The sequence below is a fragment of the Brevundimonas sp. EYE_349 genome (genome assembly GCF_023147505.1).
Classification (GTDB): domain Bacteria; phylum Pseudomonadota; class Alphaproteobacteria; order Caulobacterales; family Caulobacteraceae; genus Brevundimonas.
Genome location: NZ_JAHXPB010000006.1, coordinates 206,675 through 225,280, shown reverse-complemented (window position 1 = coordinate 225,280; position 18,606 = coordinate 206,675). Strand labels below are relative to the sequence as shown.

The window sequence follows — 18,606 nt, the reverse complement described above, 5'->3', positions numbered from 1 at the left end:
CCTCCCCGTCCTTTCCAGCCGCCGAGACCGGGGACGCCGCGCCTCGGCGACGATCCGCGACCGCCTATCGGGGCCAAGGATCAGACGAGGCCCGCCGCCGCCGACCTTCGCTAGAACCACGTCCGGATGCCGACGACGAGGCGCGTGTCTTCCGAGCTTCGCCCATCGGCTTCGAGGAAGTCCGCCGTATTCCCGAAGCTCTTGGTCCATTCCAGGCCGACATAGGGGGCGAACTCCTTGTGGAATTCGTACCGCAGCCGAGCCCCGATCTGGAGCGACGTCAGGCCGGATCCAATCCGGAGCTCGGGGATGTCCTCGGCCGACAGCACGACTTCAGCGCGAGGCTGCACGATCCAGCGGTTGGTGATCCGCTGATCGTATTCGGCCTCCGCCCTCGCCGTGAGTTCACCCTTGTTGGAGAGGAAGGCCGCCGCATCGACCTCGAACCAGTAAGGCGCGAGGCCCTGAACGCCCACGACCAGATCGGTTCGATCGCCCTCCGGACGGTAGGTCTGTCGCAGACCCGTCTGGAAGTCGAAGAAGGGCCGGAACGCCCGGCTGTAAAGGGCCTGGATCTCGGCTTCCTCGACCTCGCCGTCGAAGTCGCCCTCGACTTCCGACTTCCACCAGAAGCGGTTGATGTCGCCGCCGGTCCAGCCCTGCGCGTCCAGCGCGTAGCCTTCTTCGCCGTCTCCGAAACTCGCTTCGAGCTGGTCGATGATCACCGCGGTGGTCCGCACGTCGCCATTCTCGACGCGAAGCTGTTCGCGGGCCGCCGCCATCTCCGCGGGATCGAACAGGGTATCGGCGGCGTGAGCGGGGCCGCTGGTCGCCCCGGGCGGAACGGGCATTTCCGGAGGGCGTCCCGGGTTGTCCGCGCTGGTCGGCACGTCGGGCGGCATCGCCATGGCCGACATGTCATGACCCGGGGGCATCTGCCCCATGGTCGACATGTCATGTCCCGCCGGCATGGCCGACGCGGGCGCGGTCTGCCGCATCGTTGACATGTCGTGCCCGGCGTGGGGATCCGGCTGACCGGCGGCGGCCGGCTGTTGGCCGGCCTGCATGGTCAACATGTCATGTCCCGCCGGCATGGTCGGCGCGGGCGCGGTCTGCCGCATCGTCGACATGTCGTGCCCGGCGTGGGGATTCGGCTGACCGGCGCCGGCCGGCTGTTGGCCGCTCTGCATGGTCGACATGTCATGTCCCGCCGGCATGGCCGGCGCGGGCGCGGTCTGCCGCATCGTCGACATGTCGTGCCCGGCGTGAGGATTCGGCTGACCGGCGCCGGCCGGCTGTTGGCCGCTCTGCATGGTCGACATGTCATGTCCCGCCGGCATGGTCGGCGCGGGCGCGGTCTGGCCCATCGTCGACATGTCGTGCCCGGCGTGGGGGTCCGCCGACGCCGGCGCGCGCTCGGGCACGGCGCCGGTTGGGCAGGCCGGCGCCCCGAGCGTTCCGACGCGGGAGGGATCCGCCGTCGGCGCGCCGCGCCGGACGCAACCGGCGGGCAGCTGGACGGCGGGCTGGACGGCGTTAGCCGCCGCGCCGTGCCCGGCGTGGCTCTGGGCGAACACCGGGCCGGCCGAGGCCGCGAGGAGCAGAGGGACGAGACCCACAGACCGACGGATCATGACGAAGCTCCTGCCATCGGGCGGACGGTGACGACGTTGAACATGCCCGCGTGCATGTGCATCAGCATGTGACAGTGGAAGGCCCAGTCCCCGGGATTGTCGGCGGTCAGGTCAAAGGTGACCTTGCCGCCGGGGAGAACGTTGACCGTATGCTTCAGCGGTTGGTGGCCCGCCGGTCCGCCGGTCACCAGTTCGAAGAAGTGGCCGTGCAGGTGGATGGGGTGGGCCATCATGGTGTCGTTGACCAGGGTCACCCTCACCCGCTCGTTCCGCTCAAAGCGGATCGGCTCGACCAGTTCGCTGAACTTTCTTCCGTCGAAGCCCCACATGAACCGCTCCATGTTGCCGGTCAGGTGGATCTCCATGGTCCGCGATGGGGGACGCTGGTCCTTGTTGGGCGTCAGCGAGACCAGGTCGGTGTAGACCAGCACGCGGTGGGGTACGTCGGCCAGTCCCGTCGGGCGCTCGCCCATGCGGTTGGCCGGCGCCATGGCGATGGCGTCCACGCCGACCCCCACCGCCATGTCCGGCGGCGCGTTGGCGGGATCGCGCATGCTCATGCCGGCCATGGAGCCGTGGTCCATCCCGGTCATCGCACCCGTGGACTGGGTCGCCATGGCGCCGTGATCCATCCCGGCCATGGCGCCGCCGGAGGCGCCGGTCATGGCGCCATGATCCATCCCCGCCATGGCGCCGCCCGGCTGGCCTCCCATCGAGCCGTGGTCCATGCCGCCCATCCCGCCCATGTCCCCCATGCCCATGTCCTTCATGGTCAGGTTTGGAACCTCGCGGAGCGGCGGAACCTCGGCGGTCATCCCCAGGCGCGGAGCAAGGGTCGCCCGCCCCATGCCGGAACGGTCGATGGCCTCGGATACGATGGTGTAGGCCCGGTCTTCGGTCGGTCGGACGATGACGTCATAGGTCTCGGCGACGGAGATCTGGAACTCGTCGGTCTCGACCGGACGCACGTTCTCGCCGTCGGCCTGGACCACCGTCATCGGCAGGCCGGGGATGCGGACGTTGAAGATCGACATGGCCGAGGCGTTGATGATGCGCAGCCGCACCCGTTCGCCGGGTCGGAACAGGCCGGTCCAGTTCTCCTGCGGGCCGTGTCCATTGATCAGATAGGTGTAGGTCGTCCCATTCACGTCGAGGATGTCGCGCGGGTCCATCCGCATCTGGCCCCACATGCGCCGTTCCTCCAGGCTCATGCGGTCCTCGCCGGAGAAGAGGCCCGCCAGGGTCGTGCGCTGCCGGTTGAAGTAGCCGGGGCTCTTCTTCAGCTTGTCGAGGATTTCGTGCGGATGCATGAAACTCCAGTCCGACAGGACCAGCACATGCTCGCGGTCGTAGGCGACCGGATCGGCACCGGCCGGATCGATGACGATCGGCCCGTAATGGCCGAGCGCCTCCTGCAGGCCGGAGTGGCTGTGGTACCAGAAGGTGCCGGACTGCCTGATCGGAAACTCATAGACGAAGGTCTCGCGCGGCTTAATGCCTGGGAAGCTGATCCCGGGCACCCCGTCCATCTGGAAGGGCAGGAGAATCCCATGCCAGTGGATCGAGGTGTCTTCGTCCAGGGTGTTCGTCACCGCCAGACGGGCGTTCTGGCCTTCACGCAGCCGCAACACCGGCGCCGGCAGCACGCCGTTGATGGTCGTGGCGGTCGCGGTGCGCCCGTTCACGGTGAAGGGTGTCTGACCGATGGTCAGATCGATATTCGGCCCAGTCAGGGTAGGCAGGTCCGACCGCAGCCCCGGCGAGCCCGTCTGCGCCCAGGCGGGCATCAGGCCCTGCAAGGCGGCGAGACCGCCGCCCGCGACGGCGCCGCGCAGCAGCAGTCGACGATCTAGCTTCATAAGATACTCCTGAAAGTCAGAACCGCGCCTCGGCGAGGCGACGATCTATAGGGTTTTACGCAGGCGACCCGGTCGGCCCTCGCGACACGCTGCCGCAGAGCCGACCGGGCCGGAAACTCCCGTCGCCTGGCGCTGGATCAGCGCCGCGCCAGGATGGCTTTCATCTGGGCGATCTCCCTCTCCTGGGAGCTGACGATCTCCTCGCACAGACCGAGCACTTCCGGATCCTCCAGCGACGCCTGCTGACACATCAGGATCGCGCCGGAATGGTGGGGAATCATCGAGCGCAGGAACTCGGTGTCGCCCACCGCCGCCTGGGTCCGCATGCCGTAGAAGCTCACCGCGAACACCAGGGCCGCGGCTCCGCCGATCAGCAGGTTGGTCCGTTTCGACGGATACATCGATCGCATGAAGATCAGCATGAGGATCGCCATCGGCGAAACCATCATCAGCGTCATGTAGACGTTGTTGAGGTTGAAGTAGAAGTGATTGAGGGACGCGATCATCGTGTACATCACCAGGTACATGATGATGAAATCCAGAACGAGTTCGAAGCCGAACGAACGGTAGCTCCCCTTCATCGAATCCATCGTCTTCATCTTTTCCATCGATCGCTCCTTTCGCGACAACGCTCTTCAATCACATTCCGATCGCCAATCAGGCGGCGCCGGCCGGATGGGAGTCCAGCCAGGCGCGCAACTCGGCGATGTCGGCGGTCTGCATCTCGATCGTTTTCTGCGACATGCGCCGGATGTCGGCGTCCTGACTTTCGCGCAACACCACCTGGGCCATGTCGAGGGCGCCCTGGTGATGCGCAATCATCTTGCGAGCCCAGGTCTGGTCCGTGTCGGCCCCGGTCGCGGCCATCATGGCGTCCTTCATCTTGGCCTCGGCCGTCGCGTATGGATTTTCCGCGCTTCCGCCCGGAGCCGCCGCGCCGGCGGCGGCGCCCACGTTCGTTTCAAGCCAGCGCCGCAGCTCGGCGATATCGCCGGTCTGCATCTCGATGGTCTTCTGGGCCATGCGACGGATATCCGCGTCCTGTGTGTCCCTCAGCACGATCTCGGACATGTCCAGCGCGCCCTGGTGGTGAGAGATCATCTTGCGGGCCCATGTCTCGCCCGCATCCGCGCCCATGGCGGACATCATGGCCTCGTGCATCTTGGCCTCGGCGGCGGAGAACGGAGGCTGCGCCATGGCCATCGGCTCCTGCGTCTGAGCCGAGGCTTCGGCCTCCGTGTTCGGCGGCGGTTCCGCCGCCGGGCTGCAGGCCGCCAGAACGAGAGCGGAACAGCCGGCGACCAAGAGAGACGTGCGGGTGAAAGTCGGGGTGAGCATAGGGAGTCTCCGCTTGAGGGGGTCGCCGGCGGATCGCCGGACGGCCAGACGATCGATGCGTCCGACAACGTTGCGGCGGGTGCGAGTTTGGTCCCTTGCCCCGACTGCCCACGCCGGACATCGTCCAGCGTAATCCGGCCCCGGAGCCACGGTTCCGCCGTGATTAAATATTCCCGAACGCCGTTGGATCAGGCGAGGGATCGGTCGCCGGAATGCGTATTGGCGCCCGCCGCGGCTCTCGTCTGCGACGGCCTTCTGGCCATGGGACGTCCATCAGAGTCGGACGGCCCGGAGCCGCAGCGCGTTGGCGATCACACTGACGGAGGACAGGGCCATCGCCAACGCCGCCAGGGCCGGCGACAATAGGAGGCCGGAGACCGGGTAGAGCAGTCCCGCCGCGATCGGAATGCCGAGGGTGTTGTAACCGAAGGCGAAGACCAGGTTCTGGCGGATGTTGCTCATCACCGCACGGGACAGTTTGCGCGCCCGGACGAGGCCCTGGAGATCGCCGCCGAGAAGGGTGACCCCGGCGCTCTCGATCGCGACGTCCGAGCCGGCGCCCATGGCCACCCCCACGTCGGCGGCGGCCAGGGCCGGGGCGTCGTTCACACCGTCTCCGGCCATGGCGACGATCCGACCCTCCGCTCTCAGCCGCTCGACGACCGCCGCCTTGTCCTGGGGCAGAACCTCGGCCTGAACGTCGTCTATGCCGAGCCGGCGCGCCACCGCCTCGGCCGTTGTGCGGTTGTCGCCGGTCATCATCACCAGACGCAGCCCCGACGCCTTCAGATCGCGGATGGCCTCGGCGGTCGTCGCCTTGACCGGATCGGCGATGCCCAGCACGCCGGCCGCAGCCCCGTCCACGGCGACGAAGATGGCGGTCGCGCCGTCTTGGCGAAGCGTATCGGCCCCGGCTTCCAGAGGCCCGACGTCGACGCCGATCTCGGCCAGATAGCGGCTGTTGCCGAGCGCCACGCGGCGGCCGTCGACGACCCCGGTGACGCCGCGCCCGACGGGGCTGTCGAAGTCCGACGCCTCGGACAGAACCAGATTCTGGTCGCTCGCCGCCCGAACGACGGCGTCCGCCAGCGGATGCTCGCTGCTCCGCTCAAGACTGGCGGAAAGTCTCAGAAGCTCGGCCTCGTCGAACCCGTCGGCTGGCCGGACGGCCGTCACCGAGGGGCGCCCCTCCGTCAGGGTGCCGGTTTTGTCGAGCACCAGGGTGTCCACCTTCTCGAAGCGCTCCAGCGCCTCGGCGTTCTTGATGAGCACCCCGGCGTGAGCGCCGCGCCCCACCCCGACCATGATGGAGATCGGCGTGGCCAAGCCCAGGGCGCACGGACAGGCGATGATCAGCACGGAGACCGCGGCGACGAGGGCGTAGGACAGCCGCGGTTCGGGGCCGGCCAGGCCCCAGACGATCGCGGCGAGAACGGCGATCCCGATCACGGCCGGAACGAACCAGCCCGACACCTTGTCGGCCAGCCGCTGGATCGGCGCGCGGCTGCGTTGGGCCTGCGCCACCATCTGGACGATCTGCGCCAGGAGGGTGTCGGCGCCCACCTTGTCGGCTCGCATGACGAACGAGCCGGTCTTGTTGAGCGACCCGGCGACGACCTTGTCGCCGACGTCCTTGGTCACCGGCATGGATTCACCCGTGACGAGGGACTCGTCGAGGGTGACCCGGCCGTCCAGGATCTCTCCGTCGACCGCCACCTTCTCGCCGGGACGGACGCGCAGCCGGTCTCCCACAGCGACCAGATCGAGGGTGACGTCCTCGTCGCCGCCGTCGTCGCGGACGCGCCGCGCGGTCTTCGGGGCGAGGTCCAGCAGGGCCCTGATGGCCCCCGACGTCTGTTCGCGCGCCCGAAGCTCCAGGATCTGGCCGACCAGCACCAGGACGGTGATGATGGCCGCCGCCTCGAAATAGACCGGCGCGCTGCCGTCCATCCGCCGGACCGCCGCCGGGAACAGATGCGGCGCCAGAACCGCGACCACGCTGTAGATCCAGGCCGCACCGACGCCGATGGCGATCAGGGTGAACATGTTGAGGCTGCGATTGCGGATGGACGCCCAGCCCCTCTGGAAGAACGGCCAGCCGGACCACAGCACGACCGGCGTCGCCAGGGCGAACTGGATCCAGTTGGAGGTCTGGCCCGGAATCCGCATCGCCAGCCCGGTCAGATGGCCGCCCATTTCAAGCGCGAAGACCGGCAGCGTCAGAACCGCGCCGATCCACAGGCGACGGGTGAAGTCGATCAGTTCGTGATTGACCGGAGCCTCGGCGGTGACGGTCTCCGGCTCCAGCGCCATGCCGCAGATCGGACAGGAGCCAGGTCCCTCCTGGCGCACCTCGGGATGCATCGGGCAGGTGTAGATCACACCGGGCGTGACGGAAGCCGGTTCGGGCCGCTCGCCGAGATAGCGAGCCGGATCGTCCACGAATTTGGTCCGGCAGCCCGCCGAACAGAAGACATACGCCTGGCCCTCGTGGGTGGCCCGATGCGCCGTGGTCGCCGGATCGACGGTCATGCCGCAGACCGGATCGACCGCCTGGGCGCCGGCTTGAGGCGTCTTGTTCGAACAGCAGCCGTGACCGGCGGGATGGGAATGGGATGACGTAGCCATGACGGCTCCTCGGACGACCTCACAGCCAAATATACCCCACAGGGGTATCGCGCAAGGTGTGACGGTGAGGTAGGATCGAACGGTCGGAACGAGGAACAGGATGCAGACCGAGATCAAGCCGAAGGTGTTGAACCGCCTGAGCCGCTTAGAGGGGCAGGTGCGTGGCCTTTCCAGAATGGTCGAGGAGGACCGCTACTGCATCGACGTCCTAACCCAGCTCCAGGCCGTTCGGGCGGCGCTGTCGCGCGTTGAGAGCGAGGTCTTGAAGGACCACATGGATCACTGCGTCATGGGCGCGATCGCGGGTGACGATCTCGCCGACCGCAAGGCCAAGGCGACCGAACTGATCGAACTTCTCGGCCGCGCTTCCCGCTAGCCGGGGACCGACTCCCGGCGTTCGGTCGCCAGGCCCGGCGGTCGGCGTGGACATCCTCTCGTCCGGCTGAGGGACATGACATGTCTTGGGGGCGGCCTCACCCAGAGCCGCAGCGGTCCAGGCTGGCAAACCGGCCGAGGGCATTCCGAGCCCCGAGCCAGACTTGGACGTCCCGTATGATCGGCCGGCCCCGTCTGGCGTCGCGCATGAGGGATGTTCCCGCCCGATGCGTATCTCAATATGGCGGCGGTGCTGATCCGCCGCCCTTGGGGGGCCATCGCGAATGACATCCGTACCGCCGACCCGAGACGGCTATCCCGCCGATCTCAGGGCCCTGACCAGTCTGCGCGCCTTCCTCGCCTTGGGGGTGGTGCTGTTCCATTATCAACTCCAATGGGATCCGGCCCTGGGCTTCAGCCCGATCATCGAGCGAAGCCGGCTGGCGGTGGACGCCTTCTTCATGCTGTCGGGCTTCATTCTGGCGCACGTCTACGGTCCGGCCTTCGCGAGCGGCGGTTTCAGTTACCGGCGTTTCATCGTCGCCCGGCTCGCGCGGCTTTATCCCCTGCACGTCGCGGTTCTGACGGGCGCCTTGATCATGGTGCTGGGCGCGACCGCCGCCGGCGTCCGCTTCGACGCCGAGGGCTACGGGCCGCTGGCCTTCTTCCAGACGCTGTTTCTCATCCAGGCCTGGTTTCCGACCGATGCGGAGTTGAACTGGAGCGGCCCTAGCTGGTCCCTGTCGGCGGAATGGTTCGCCTATCTGCTGTTCCCCGCCTACGCCTGGCTGGCCCTCCGTCTGCGAGCGCGGCCGTGGGTGCTGCTGGGGATCGGGGCCGCGGCGTTCGTCGCCCTCGACGCCTTCTACGTCCAGGCGTTCGGCAAGGTCCTTCCGCGAGCTGAGGACTCCCTCGGCATTCTCCGGATCGCCCCCGAATTCCTGATCGGCATGGCGCTGTACGGGCTGGGTCATCGGTGGCGCTGGAGCCGGCCCGTGGCCGCCACGGCCGCCCTGTTCACGACCGTCCTGCTGCTGGGCGCGATGCAGCTGTCGCTGGACGACCGCATCATCGTCGCCCTCGCCGCCCCCGTGATTCTGACCTGGTCCCTGCTCGCGCGGGCGGATTGCGAGGGACCCCTCGCCTCCCCGGGCCTTGTCTTCGCCGGAGAAGCGTCCTTCGCCCTGTATCTGGTGCACATGCCGGTGATCGTGGCCTGGAAGGGCGTCGTGGCCGAACTGCGCGGCGTCGACAGCACCTTCCGCATCACGCCGGTCGAACTGATCGGATTGTTCATCGCCACGGCCCTGATCGCGGCGGCGCTGCATCTGCTCGTCGAAAAGCCCGGCCGAACCTGGATAAGGCGCCGGTTCGACAGGCGTCGCGACGAGCTCGCCCCGGCCGCGCTCAGCCCGCCGGCGCTCCGTGAGCCTGACGACCGCTGAGCCGACCGGTCTCTTCGCCCTTCGCGACGGCCGTCCGCTCGTTGGCGATGACACCGCCGTCGTCGAGAACCGGCCGATCCCGACCTCCGATCGACCGGTCGCGCGGACCTCCGTCGCGGATAAACCGCACCGTCTCCGTTCGGAGATGCGGCTCGGCCACGAAGCCGGCGTCCGCCAGGGCGAGATGCTGTGGCGTCGCGGGCGCGCCGCGCTCAGGTTTCCACCAGCCCTCCGTCGCCGCAGCCTTCGGAAGAAGGCCGCTGATGATGCGTTCGATATCGCGGAACGTTAGCACCACTTCGGTCCGCCTTTGACGCCGCAGATAGGTTGCGAGGGGCGCGTATTTGGCCATGAACCTCTTTTCCTCTCGCCGCCCCGCAGGTCAAGCGCTGCTCGGCCCCTGCGATAGCCACGAAGAAGCCAACACCAGGCTGGCTAGATGCGAGTGCGATTGACTCGCAACAAGGCCTGTGGTCAGACGCCCTCCCTGTCGTTCCCCTGAAGAGCTCCATGTCCCCTCGTCTCCTCGCCACCGTCGCCCTCCTGCCGCTGCTGCTGGCCGCGCTTCCCGCGGCGGCCCAGGAGGGGCCCACCCCGGACGCGACGCTTTTGGACGAGGTGGTGGTCACCGCCTCCCGGATCGAGACCCCGCGCTCCGCGATCGCCGCCACGGTCGAGCTCATCGACGCCGAGGCCATCGTCCAGCAGACGGCGCTGGCCGCCTCGGCCGTCGATACGGTGGCGGCCCTGGTGCCCTCCTTCTCGCCGACGCGGCAGAAGCTGTCGGGCTTCGGCGAGACCCTGCGCGGACGCTCGCCGCTCTATCTCGTCGACGGCGTGCCGCAGTCGACGCCGCTGCGCGACGACAGCCGCGACGGCTACACCATCGATCCCTTCTTCATCGACCGGGTCGAGGTCATCTTCGGCTCCAACGCCATCCAGGGCATCGGGGCCACCGGCGGGGTGGTCAACTACGTCACCGCCCGCAAGCCGTCCGAGGCGGAGGGCCTGACCGGGCGGATGATGGCCCAGGTCACCACCGACGACGAGCTGCAGGGCGACGGCGTCGGCGCCAAGATCGCCGCCATCGGCGGCCGTGACTTCGGCGCCTTTGACCTGACCGTGGGCGCGGCCTTCGAGACCCGCGGCGCCTACTATGACGCTGACGGCAGCCGCGTCGGCTTCGACGGCGCCCAGGGCGAGGTCCAGGACTCGCAAGCCGTCTCGCTGCTTGCGCGCGGTGGCTGGGACCTGGGCGGCGATCGCCGGCTGGAGGGCTGGGTCAACCGCTTCGATCTGGAAGGCGACGGCGACTATGTGACCGTGGCGGGCGACCGGGCGACGGGCGTCCCGACCACCGCCGTGCGCGGCGCGGCGCCGGGCGAGCAGCCCTCGAACGCGGTGACCTCTGCGGCCCTGACTTACACCGATCGCGACCTGTTCGGCGGCGTCCTGCGGGCCCAGGTCTTCGCCCACGATTACCAGGGCGTATTCGGCGGCGGCAGCTTCCCGGACTTCCAGGACCCCCGCATCGCCCCGGTCGGGACCCTGTTCGACCAGTCGGCCAACAACTCGGAAAAGCTGGGCTTCAAGATCGACTGGCAGGGCCAGGTTCCCGGTCTGGCGGGCCTCAAGGCCCTGGTCGGCCTCGACGGCCTGCGCGACCGGACCTATCAGGAACTGATCCTGACCGGGCGCAACTGGGTGCCCGAGACCGCCTACGAGAGCCTGTCGCCCTTCCTGCAGCTGAACCAGTCGGTCCTGGCGGGCCGCCTCAGCCTGTCGGCGGGCGTGCGGCGTGAATCGGCGAAGCTTAAGGTCGACGACTTCCAGACCCTATACGCCTACGGCCCTCAGACGGTGGCGGGCGGCGAGCCGGGCTTCGAGGAGACGCTGTTCAATATCGGCGCCGCCTTCGAGGTGACTCCGGCTCTCCTCGTCTACGGCTCCTTCGCCCAGGGCTTCACCATGCCGGACGTCGGTCGGGTGCTGCGCGGCATCAACCGCCCCAATCAGGACGTCGACACCTTCCTCAACGTCGAGCCGGTGGTGTCGGACAACACCGAGGTCGGGGTCGAATACCGCGGCGCGCGCGTCGAGCTGTCCGCCGCCGTGTTCCGGTCCGAGGCCGAACGCGGCTCGCTGCTGAACCGCCTGCCCTCGGGCATCTTCGAGGTGCAGCGCCAGGCCACGCGGATCGATGGACTGGAGCTGAAGGGACTATGGCGCGCCACGGACGCCCTGACCCTTGGCGGCAGCTACGCCGCGCTGGACGGCCAGAGCGACAGCGACGGCGACGGCGATCTGGACCGCGACCTGAACGGAGCGAACATCTCGCCCGACCGCCTGCTGCTGTGGGGCGAGTACGAGACAGGCCCGATCGCCCTGCGCCTTCAGGCCCAGACCTATCTCGCACGCGACTTCGACGGCGAGCCCGCGGCCAACGGCTTCGAGGGCTATACGGTGCTCGACGCCGTGGCCGCTATGAGGCGGGCTTCGGCACGGTGTCGCTGGGGGTGCAGAACCTGCTGGACGAGCAGTACATTTCCTATTTCTCGGACACACAGGGGCCGACCGACAATCTGCGCTTTTTCGCCGGTCGCGGGCGCACGGCCACCGTGACCCTGACGCGGAGCTTCTGAGCCGGTGATGGGCGCGATCCGCACGCTCCACGCCTGGGCCGGGACCGCCCTCTCGATCCTGGCCGTGGTGTTGGGCCTGACGGGATCGTTGCTGGTGTTCGAGGACGACTGGATCCGCGCCACCGTCCCCGCCGCGCGCGCCGAGATCGATCTCGATGCCGCCCGTCTGGGTGCGGCGCTGGACCGGCTCGAGGCAGCCGAGCCCCGCCTCACCTCGGTGGTCCTGCCGGGCGGGGCGGTCGGCGTTCACCGGCTCTACCTGGCCGAGGACGGTTTCGGCTACGCCGACCCCGACGGCAAGGTGGTGGACCGCTGGTGGGGCCCGGCGCGAGCCGAGACATGGATCTTCGACCTTCACCACGAGCTGCTGGCCGGTCACACCGGCAAGCTGGTTGCCGGCGGCGCCGGCCTGACCCTGGCGGTGATGATCCTGACCGGCCTGATCGTCTGGATTCCCGCCTGGCGCGCCACCGGCTGGCGGGTCTGGCCCCGCTCGGGGGCCCGGCGCGAACTGATCGGCAGCCATCGCAATCTCGGCCTGATCTTCGCCATCCCGCTGGTCGTCTTCAGCATCACCGGTGCGGCGATCGTCTTTCACGGCACGACCCAGGCCCTGCTGGGGGCTGTCCCGACGCCGCCGGCGCCGGTGGTCGGGACCGGGGACGTCGACTGGGCCCACGCCCTGACAGAGGCCCAGGCCCGCTTCCCCGAAGCGATCCCGCGCATGGTTGTCCGCCCCGCCGCACCGGGCAAGCCCGCCACGATCCGTCTGAAGCAGCCCGGCGAGTGGCATCCCAACGGCCGCACCACCGTGACCATCGATCCGGCCACCAGCCGGGCGGTCGCGACCTCCGACGCCAACGCCCTGCCGACCGGCGTCCGGGCCTACAACGCCTTCTACCCCCTGCACGCCAGTTCGGTCGGCGGCTGGCTCTATAGCGCGGTGACGGCGCTCAGCGGCGTCGCCATGGCGGCCCTGGGGGTGGTCGGCGCCTGGGCCTTCCTCGGAAAGCCCCGACGCCGCTCGCCTCGATCGAAACCGACCCGCTGAGGACAAGCGGGCGAGGGAGCGGAAGGGTTTGCCGGATTCCCGGGTCTTGCCCTCCGCTGGTCGCCACTCGAGGCCTGATGCACTCACACCGCCCCGCGCGAACCCCTACGCGCGACCACCGGCGGCAAGGCCTCGTTCACCGTGTCGGGCAAGCCTTCCTTGGCGCCTGTGGGGGGATGATGGCTGGATGACGGAAGATCCAGCACCCCCGGAGCGCCGACGCCCGCCGCCGATCGCGCGCGGCGGCTGGCTCGACCTTCTGCGTTTCGTCGTGGGGGCGATGATCGTCCTCTATCACTTCCGCGAGGCCGCTCCGATCCCCTTGCCGCTCTTCCATCCGGTCTTCGACCGCGGCTATCTGCTGACCGACTTCTTCATCATCGACTCCGGCTACGTTCTCGCCCGCGTCTACGGCGAGCGGCTCGCGAACCGGCGAATTCCGCTTTCCGTCTTCTACCGTCAGCGATTTCTCAGGGTGGTTCCGGCCCACATGACCGTCAGCCTCGCCCTGGCGGGGCTGGTGCTGACGGCGGCGATCCTGGGCCAAACACCCAGCCACCCGGAATGGTTCGACTGGTCCCGGTTTCCCGCCCAGTTCTTTCTGGTGCAGGCCTATGGGGTGCCGGGCGGAGAGGGATGGAACGCGCCGACCTGGACGCTCTCGGCGCTCCTGGGCTGTTACGTCAGCCTGCCCTTCCTCGCTCGCGCGGCGCGCGGCCTGTCCCCATGGCTGATCCTCGCTCTTGGGGTGGGCGGGCTGCTCGCCGCCAACCTGTCCGCCCACGCCGCCTTCGGGTTGCCGATCTACGAGATGCCGTTGCGCCTCGGCTTCCTGCGGGCCTTTCCGCTGTTCGCCCTCGGCGTCGCCGTGGCTCTGTTCGCCCGGCAGGTCTATTGCCCGCCCCGTCTGGCCGCCGGTCTGGGCGGTTCCGCCGTGGTCGCTGTGGCGGGTCTGCAGGCTCTGGGACCCCATAATCTGGCGACCCTCCGCCTCCTGACCGTCATCATCTTCGCCACCGGGGCCTTGCCGATTCGGAGCCCGTCCAGGCTGGTCGAGCACCTCGCTTTGATGGCGTTCGCGATCTTCCTGACCAACGAAGTGATCCGGATCGTGTGGTTCGGCGTGCTCGACGCCGTCGATTGGCGGAGTTGGAGTCCGTCAGTGCAATGGACCGCCTGGGCGGTCGGCCTGGCCGCGGCTTTCGGCGGCGCCGCCGTCTTCCGCTACGCCTTCGACCGACCGACCCAGGCCTGGTTCAATCGTCCGCAGTCGGGGTCGCGATCGACCTCCCCCGCGGCCAAGTCTCCCGTTCCCGCGCTGTAGGCCGATCCTTCACAAAAGCTCGGCGAGGTTCACATCATGGCGGCGGGGGGCGCCTGGGTGCCCATGATCGCCACGATCAGAAGCAGCAGGGCCGCCAGCACGGTCTCCAGCGCCAGGCTGCGCCGCAGGCGGCGCAAGGCGAGCGGACGGGCGTGATCGTCTTCGAGCGCCGATCCGAGATGCGGGGTCAGGACAAAGCGGTTCGAGGCCGCTAGGGCCAGCATGCCGGCGAACAGGACGAGTTTCAGGATCAGAAGAACGCCGTAGGGCGTCGTCAACAGGCTCCCGAGCCGGCTGAACCCGATCAGATAGGCGCTGTTCACCAGACCCGTGATCGTCAGCAGGACGACGGCGAGCGTTCCCAGACCGGCGAACCCCTCCAGGGCGGCGTGAGTCACCGGCGCGCCCGCCGCGTGCCCGTGGCGGGTCCGCAGCATCAGGAACAACGCGACCAGACTGCCGAGCCAGAGTCCGGCGGCGAGCGCGTGAACGACATCGGCGATCAGATGCGGCCAGCGGCCCGCGCCTTCCGTCGCCGCGCCGTGACCGGTCCAGGCCAGGCTGGCGCTGACCACAACGCCGACGACGGTCAGCACGATCCAGCCGCCGCGTCCCGGTTTCAGACTGATCAGCAGAACGGCGGCCAAAAGGGCCATCGCCGCGCGAACCAGGAAGCCGACGCCCAGGCCCGTGCCGAATGCCACGTAGGACAGCGACTCCGGCTTCAGCGCCTCGGTCAGCGATCCCGCCATCACGGCGGTTTGGACCACGAGGTTGGCGAGAGCAGCCAGGACGGTCGCCACGGCGGCGACCAGCAGCGTCGTTCGCGGCCACCTTTCGGCGGCCGCGTCCGACATGGGCATCCTGAACGCGAAGAACAGGGGGACGCCAAACAGCAGGACGGCGCCGATGTACTGCCCCAGCCTCAGCAGGACGACCGTTGTCTCCATCTGATCAGCGGACCGAGAAGTTGGTGGACCCCGTCATCCGGTGCCCGTCCGGAGACGCCACCCGCCAGTTGACCACGTAGGCCCCGGCCGCCAACGGCCTCGCCGGAGCGCCCGAGATCGTCTTGCCGTCCTCGGACACCCGTGTCTGGACACGGATGGTCGCGCCCGCCGCATTGACGAGATCGAAACCGGAGAAGGCCGGCGCCACGCGCTCGCTGAAGGTGAGGCTGATGGTGCGCGGCGCCGCGACCGCAGCGCCGGCGGCCGGCGTGGCGCTCACGAGACGCGCGTGTGCATCCGCCTGACCGGCGACCAGGGAAAGCGCCGCGACGGTCGCGGCGAGCGATGCGATTTTGAAACGGGTCAACTCAAACTCCTAGGAAGGGACGCCCCTACTGTCTCTTACGCGGCACGCGCCCCCGCCCCTCACGAAATGAAACTGAAGCCGGCCGGCCCCCGACAAAAACACTCGACGGCGGGTTCATCCACAAACTCGGCTTCAGGGATTTAAACCGGATCAGTTGGTGGCGGCCGGCAAGCAGAGACACATCTACCAAGGGAAGGCCGGACAAAGTGAGTCACGGTCCAGTCGCGCTTCGGCACAGCGGGTCCGCTCAACCGCTGTCACCGGCAGGGCGCCGGTCTGGACGACAACGCCTTGTAGAGGCGCCGCCGCGTCGCAGACCGCAGGTCGCTAAGCGCCGCCTCGCCGATCGCCTAGACGCGGAACTCGAGCATCACGCGAGAATTCGCCGATTACTGCTCGTCGGCGCATAGTCGAAAGTTCATGCGCTTCGGGGCCCACCAGCGCCTGCGTAAACGCTAGCAGTCGGTTCAACCGGTCACTGGATATCCCGCGAGCCTTACCCATCAGTTCGCAACGCGCCATAACGACAGGCACCACAGGCCCGCCGCAGACTGTGAACCCGATCCTCAAGAATCGAAGGAACAGGGCGCCTGAGAACCACGCGGGGTAGAGGCTGGTGCGCCACGGCGCCTGCGCTATCCGACCTGCCGGTCTGCACACATTGGTTTGGGCTCTCTTCCGACGAAGCGCAATCGCGGCGCTCGTAGGGATCGTGCCGCCAATGCCGGTGCATCCGCTCCGCCACCAAAGACGTGCCCAGGATTCACCGCTTCCGCGTCGTCGCAGCTGACGCGCGGCATGGCGACGGGCGCGGCCACGCCTGGCATGAATCTGAGGTGTCTCCTGCTATGAAGGGAACCTGAAGCAACTCCAGCTTCGTTCCCCTTCCGAGCGTTCCGTTCGAGGGACAGTCGCGGTGTCGTAAGCCAGCCGGATGAGGCGGCCGGAGCGTGCTCATCGGGAGTCAGAACAATGCGCAACTCCATCAAAATCGCTGGCTGCGGAGACAGCCCTCGGCGTCATCGCCGGTCTCGTGGCCACGAGGGTAACCGAGAGGGCGCAGACGGCGCTCTACCAGATCAAGCCGCCGAAAGTACGGGAAGAGGAAGTGCTGGAGCGACCATGCTCTTGATGATCGACGAAGGTCTGACGCCTGTGTTCGGCTACAGTGCTCCCAATCGAGACAACCCCCTGCTCACCCAGGCTAGAGGGGTCGCCGGGCACCTTCTCTTTGGCGCCGTCAACGCGGTGGTGACCGAGGCACTGTACCGCCTCGTCCGTCCCAAGGTAGCCGCTACAGAGCGAGCGCGGAGCATACATCGATGACCAAACATTATGATCTTGTGGTGATCGGGACCGGGACCGCCGCCATGGTCGGAGCCATGCGGGTTCGCGCTGCTGGTCGCAGCGTCGCGGTTGTCGATTTTCGTCCCTTTGGAGGCACGTGCGCGCTCCGGGGCTGCGATCCAAAAAAAATGCTGATCAGCGGGGCCAACGCCGTCGATCATACATGGCGGATGCGAGGCAGGGGTGTCGCCGGCGACGCCCGAATTGCTTGGGCCGACCTCATGGCCTTCAAGCGGGGTTTCACCGATCCCGTTCCCCAAAAGCACCAAGAGCGGTACTCTGAAAGAGGCATCGACACTTTTCATGGACGGGCGCGCCTCACCGGCCGCAACAGCCTTGAGGTGGGCGAGGAAACGCTGGAGTTTTCGAACCTGCTCATCGCCGCCGGAGCCGAACCCAGGAAACTCGGCATCCCGGGGGAAGAGCATCTGGTCACCAACGAGGGCTTCCTCGAGCTGGGTGACATGCCAAAGCGCATTGTGCTGGTCGGCGGAGGCTATATCGCGGCCGAGTTCTCCCACATCGCCGCGCGGGCTGGCGCCGAAGTCGTAATCCTCCAGCGTGGCGAGCGATTGCTTCCCCAGTTCGACCCGGACGTGGTCGGTTGGCTCATGGAAAGCTTTCGCCAACTCGGCGTTGACGTGCGCCTCGAAACGACAGTCCAGGCGGTCGAGCAGACGCGCGCAGGCTTTCGGGTTCACGCCCAGACGAAGGGGAAAGCCGTCGATGTCCATGCTGATCTGGTCATTCACGCCGCCGGACGAGGACCTGCGATCGACGATCTCGGCCTTGACGCCGCCGGGGTCGAGCATGAAGGAGGCCGCCTGAAGCTCAACGAATTTCTGCAGAGCGTTTCCAATCCAGCCGTCTATGCCGCGGGCGACGCAGCCCAGGTCGGTCCGCCGCTGACCCCCGTGTCCAGCCACGACGCCAAGGTCGTGGCGGCCAACATTTTGAACGGTAACTCCGAAAGGCCGAACTATCGCGGCGTCCCGAGCGTGGCCTTCACAATCCCGCCTATCGCGGCGGTCGGGCTGACGGAGAGGGACGCTAAGGATCAGGGTCTGCTCTACCGAGTCAAAAATCAGAAGGCCTCCGACTGGTTCACAGCACGCGCAGCGGCCGAACCCACCTTCGGCTTCAAGGTCTTGGTCGAGGAAGGGACGGAACGGGTGTTGGGCGCCCACCTCGTGGGCCCGAACGTGGACGAGGTCATCAATATTTTCGCTTTGGCGATCCGCCATGGACTGACTGCGGATGACCTCAAGACCACGATGTTCGCCTATCCGACGGGCGCATCGGATGTGGGCTACATGCTATGACGCTCAAGCGGTGTCGCGGTAGGTTCATGGCGCCATCCGCATCGCGGATTGGAGCGAAGGAGGGATCCCTTGGAGAGGCAGTCCGACACCATCCAGTTCACGGTGATCCGGGGCGACGGCGACTGGCGGGTGCTTCGCGATGGCCGACCCTCAGGGCATTTCGACTTCAGCGTCGACGCCATAGAGTCCGCGCTCGTGAAGGCGACGACGCTGATCGACAAGGGCGAGCAAGTGGAAGTCTTTGTCCAGGACGCGGCCGGCCAGTTGCGTCAGGTCGATCCGGTCGGCGGGGAAGTGCTCCACTAAGAGGACGGCGATTCCGAC

15 protein-coding genes are annotated in these 18,606 nt (G+C 67.8%); 7 read left to right on the top strand and 8 right to left on the bottom strand.

Features of this window, described 5'->3' with window-relative positions; translation table 11 throughout:
- Window positions 1-110: 110 nt before the first annotated feature.
- From KZX42_RS12725 to KZX42_RS12705, 5 genes are all read right to left on the bottom strand, one after another.
- Window positions 111-1,577, bottom strand: a complete 1,467-nt coding sequence (locus KZX42_RS12725; RefSeq protein ID WP_248119757.1) for a copper resistance protein B — start codon at window positions 1,575-1,577, stop codon at window positions 111-113.
- Window positions 1,578-1,630: 53 nt separating this feature from the next.
- Window positions 1,631-3,493 (bottom strand): copper resistance system multicopper oxidase, encoded by a 1,863-nt coding sequence (locus tag KZX42_RS12720; protein ID WP_112862310.1) that lies wholly within the window; start codon window positions 3,491-3,493, stop codon window positions 1,631-1,633.
- A gap of 137 nt (window positions 3,494-3,630) precedes the next feature.
- On the bottom strand, window positions 3,631-4,101 hold the full coding sequence (locus KZX42_RS12715; RefSeq protein WP_152950394.1) for a DUF305 domain-containing protein: 471 nt from the start codon (window positions 4,099-4,101) through the stop codon (window positions 3,631-3,633).
- Window positions 4,102-4,150: 49 nt separating this feature from the next.
- Window positions 4,151-4,831 carry a DUF305 domain-containing protein gene (locus tag KZX42_RS12710; RefSeq protein WP_248119754.1) on the bottom strand — a complete coding sequence of 227 codons (681 nt, stop codon included), beginning with the start codon at window positions 4,829-4,831 and terminating at the stop codon, window positions 4,151-4,153.
- A gap of 273 nt (window positions 4,832-5,104) precedes the next feature.
- Entirely contained in the window at window positions 5,105-7,459 is a 2,355-nt protein-coding gene (locus KZX42_RS12705; RefSeq protein ID WP_112862313.1) for a heavy metal translocating P-type ATPase, read from the bottom strand.
- A 100-nt stretch (window positions 7,460-7,559) separates the two neighbouring features.
- Between KZX42_RS12705 and KZX42_RS12700 the strand changes: the two genes are divergently transcribed.
- Both KZX42_RS12700 and KZX42_RS12695 read left to right on the top strand, forming a co-directional pair.
- Window positions 7,560-7,835, top strand: a complete 276-nt coding sequence (locus tag KZX42_RS12700; RefSeq protein ID WP_112862314.1) for a metal-sensitive transcriptional regulator — start codon at window positions 7,560-7,562, stop codon at window positions 7,833-7,835.
- Between the two features lie 283 nt (window positions 7,836-8,118).
- Window positions 8,119-9,279: an acyltransferase gene (locus KZX42_RS12695; protein ID WP_161638709.1), complete on the top strand. Its 1,161-nt coding sequence runs from the start codon at window positions 8,119-8,121 to the stop codon at window positions 9,277-9,279.
- On the opposite strand, the gene KZX42_RS12690 is transcribed toward KZX42_RS12695, so the two are convergent.
- Window positions 9,242-9,631 carry a toxin-antitoxin system, antitoxin component gene (locus tag KZX42_RS12690; RefSeq protein WP_248119751.1) on the bottom strand — a complete coding sequence of 130 codons (390 nt, stop codon included), beginning with the start codon at window positions 9,629-9,631 and terminating at the stop codon, window positions 9,242-9,244. The genes KZX42_RS12695 and KZX42_RS12690 overlap by 38 nt on opposite strands.
- Before the next feature lie 158 nt (window positions 9,632-9,789).
- Between KZX42_RS12690 and KZX42_RS12685 the strand changes: the two genes are divergently transcribed.
- The 3 genes from KZX42_RS12685 to KZX42_RS12675 all read left to right on the top strand — a co-directional run bounded on the left by KZX42_RS12685 (window position 9,790) and on the right by KZX42_RS12675 (window position 14,296).
- The gene (locus KZX42_RS12685; protein ID WP_248119748.1) at window positions 9,790-11,901 is read left to right on the top strand and encodes a TonB-dependent receptor; all 2,112 of its coding nucleotides are present in this window, start codon (window positions 9,790-9,792) and stop codon (window positions 11,899-11,901) included.
- Between the two features lie 27 nt (window positions 11,902-11,928).
- Window positions 11,929-12,972, top strand: a complete 1,044-nt coding sequence (locus tag KZX42_RS12680; protein ID WP_066551022.1) for a PepSY-associated TM helix domain-containing protein — start codon at window positions 11,929-11,931, stop codon at window positions 12,970-12,972.
- A gap of 187 nt (window positions 12,973-13,159) precedes the next feature.
- Window positions 13,160-14,296 (top strand): acyltransferase, encoded by a 1,137-nt coding sequence (locus KZX42_RS12675; RefSeq protein WP_248119746.1) that lies wholly within the window; start codon window positions 13,160-13,162, stop codon window positions 14,294-14,296.
- A 29-nt stretch (window positions 14,297-14,325) separates the two neighbouring features.
- Here the strand turns inward: KZX42_RS12675 and copD are convergent, their stop codons facing one another.
- Window positions 14,326-15,246 (bottom strand): copper homeostasis membrane protein CopD, encoded by a 921-nt coding sequence (gene copD / locus KZX42_RS12670; RefSeq protein WP_248119744.1) that lies wholly within the window; start codon window positions 15,244-15,246, stop codon window positions 14,326-14,328.
- A 4-nt stretch (window positions 15,247-15,250) separates the two neighbouring features.
- Window positions 15,251-15,613 (bottom strand): copper homeostasis periplasmic binding protein CopC, encoded by a 363-nt coding sequence (gene copC, locus KZX42_RS12665; protein WP_066551017.1) that lies wholly within the window; start codon window positions 15,611-15,613, stop codon window positions 15,251-15,253.
- 1,322 nt (window positions 15,614-16,935) lie between these two features.
- Between copC and KZX42_RS12660 the strand changes: the two genes are divergently transcribed.
- Together KZX42_RS12660 and KZX42_RS12655 are read left to right on the top strand one after the other, a co-directional pair.
- A complete protein-coding gene (locus KZX42_RS12660; RefSeq protein WP_248119741.1) occupies window positions 16,936-18,282 on the top strand; it encodes an NAD(P)/FAD-dependent oxidoreductase in 1,347 nt (448 codons plus the stop codon).
- Between the two features lie 69 nt (window positions 18,283-18,351).
- Window positions 18,352-18,588, top strand: a complete 237-nt coding sequence (locus tag KZX42_RS12655; protein WP_054765692.1) for a DUF2188 domain-containing protein — start codon at window positions 18,352-18,354, stop codon at window positions 18,586-18,588.
- Window positions 18,589-18,606 lie beyond the last annotated feature (18 nt).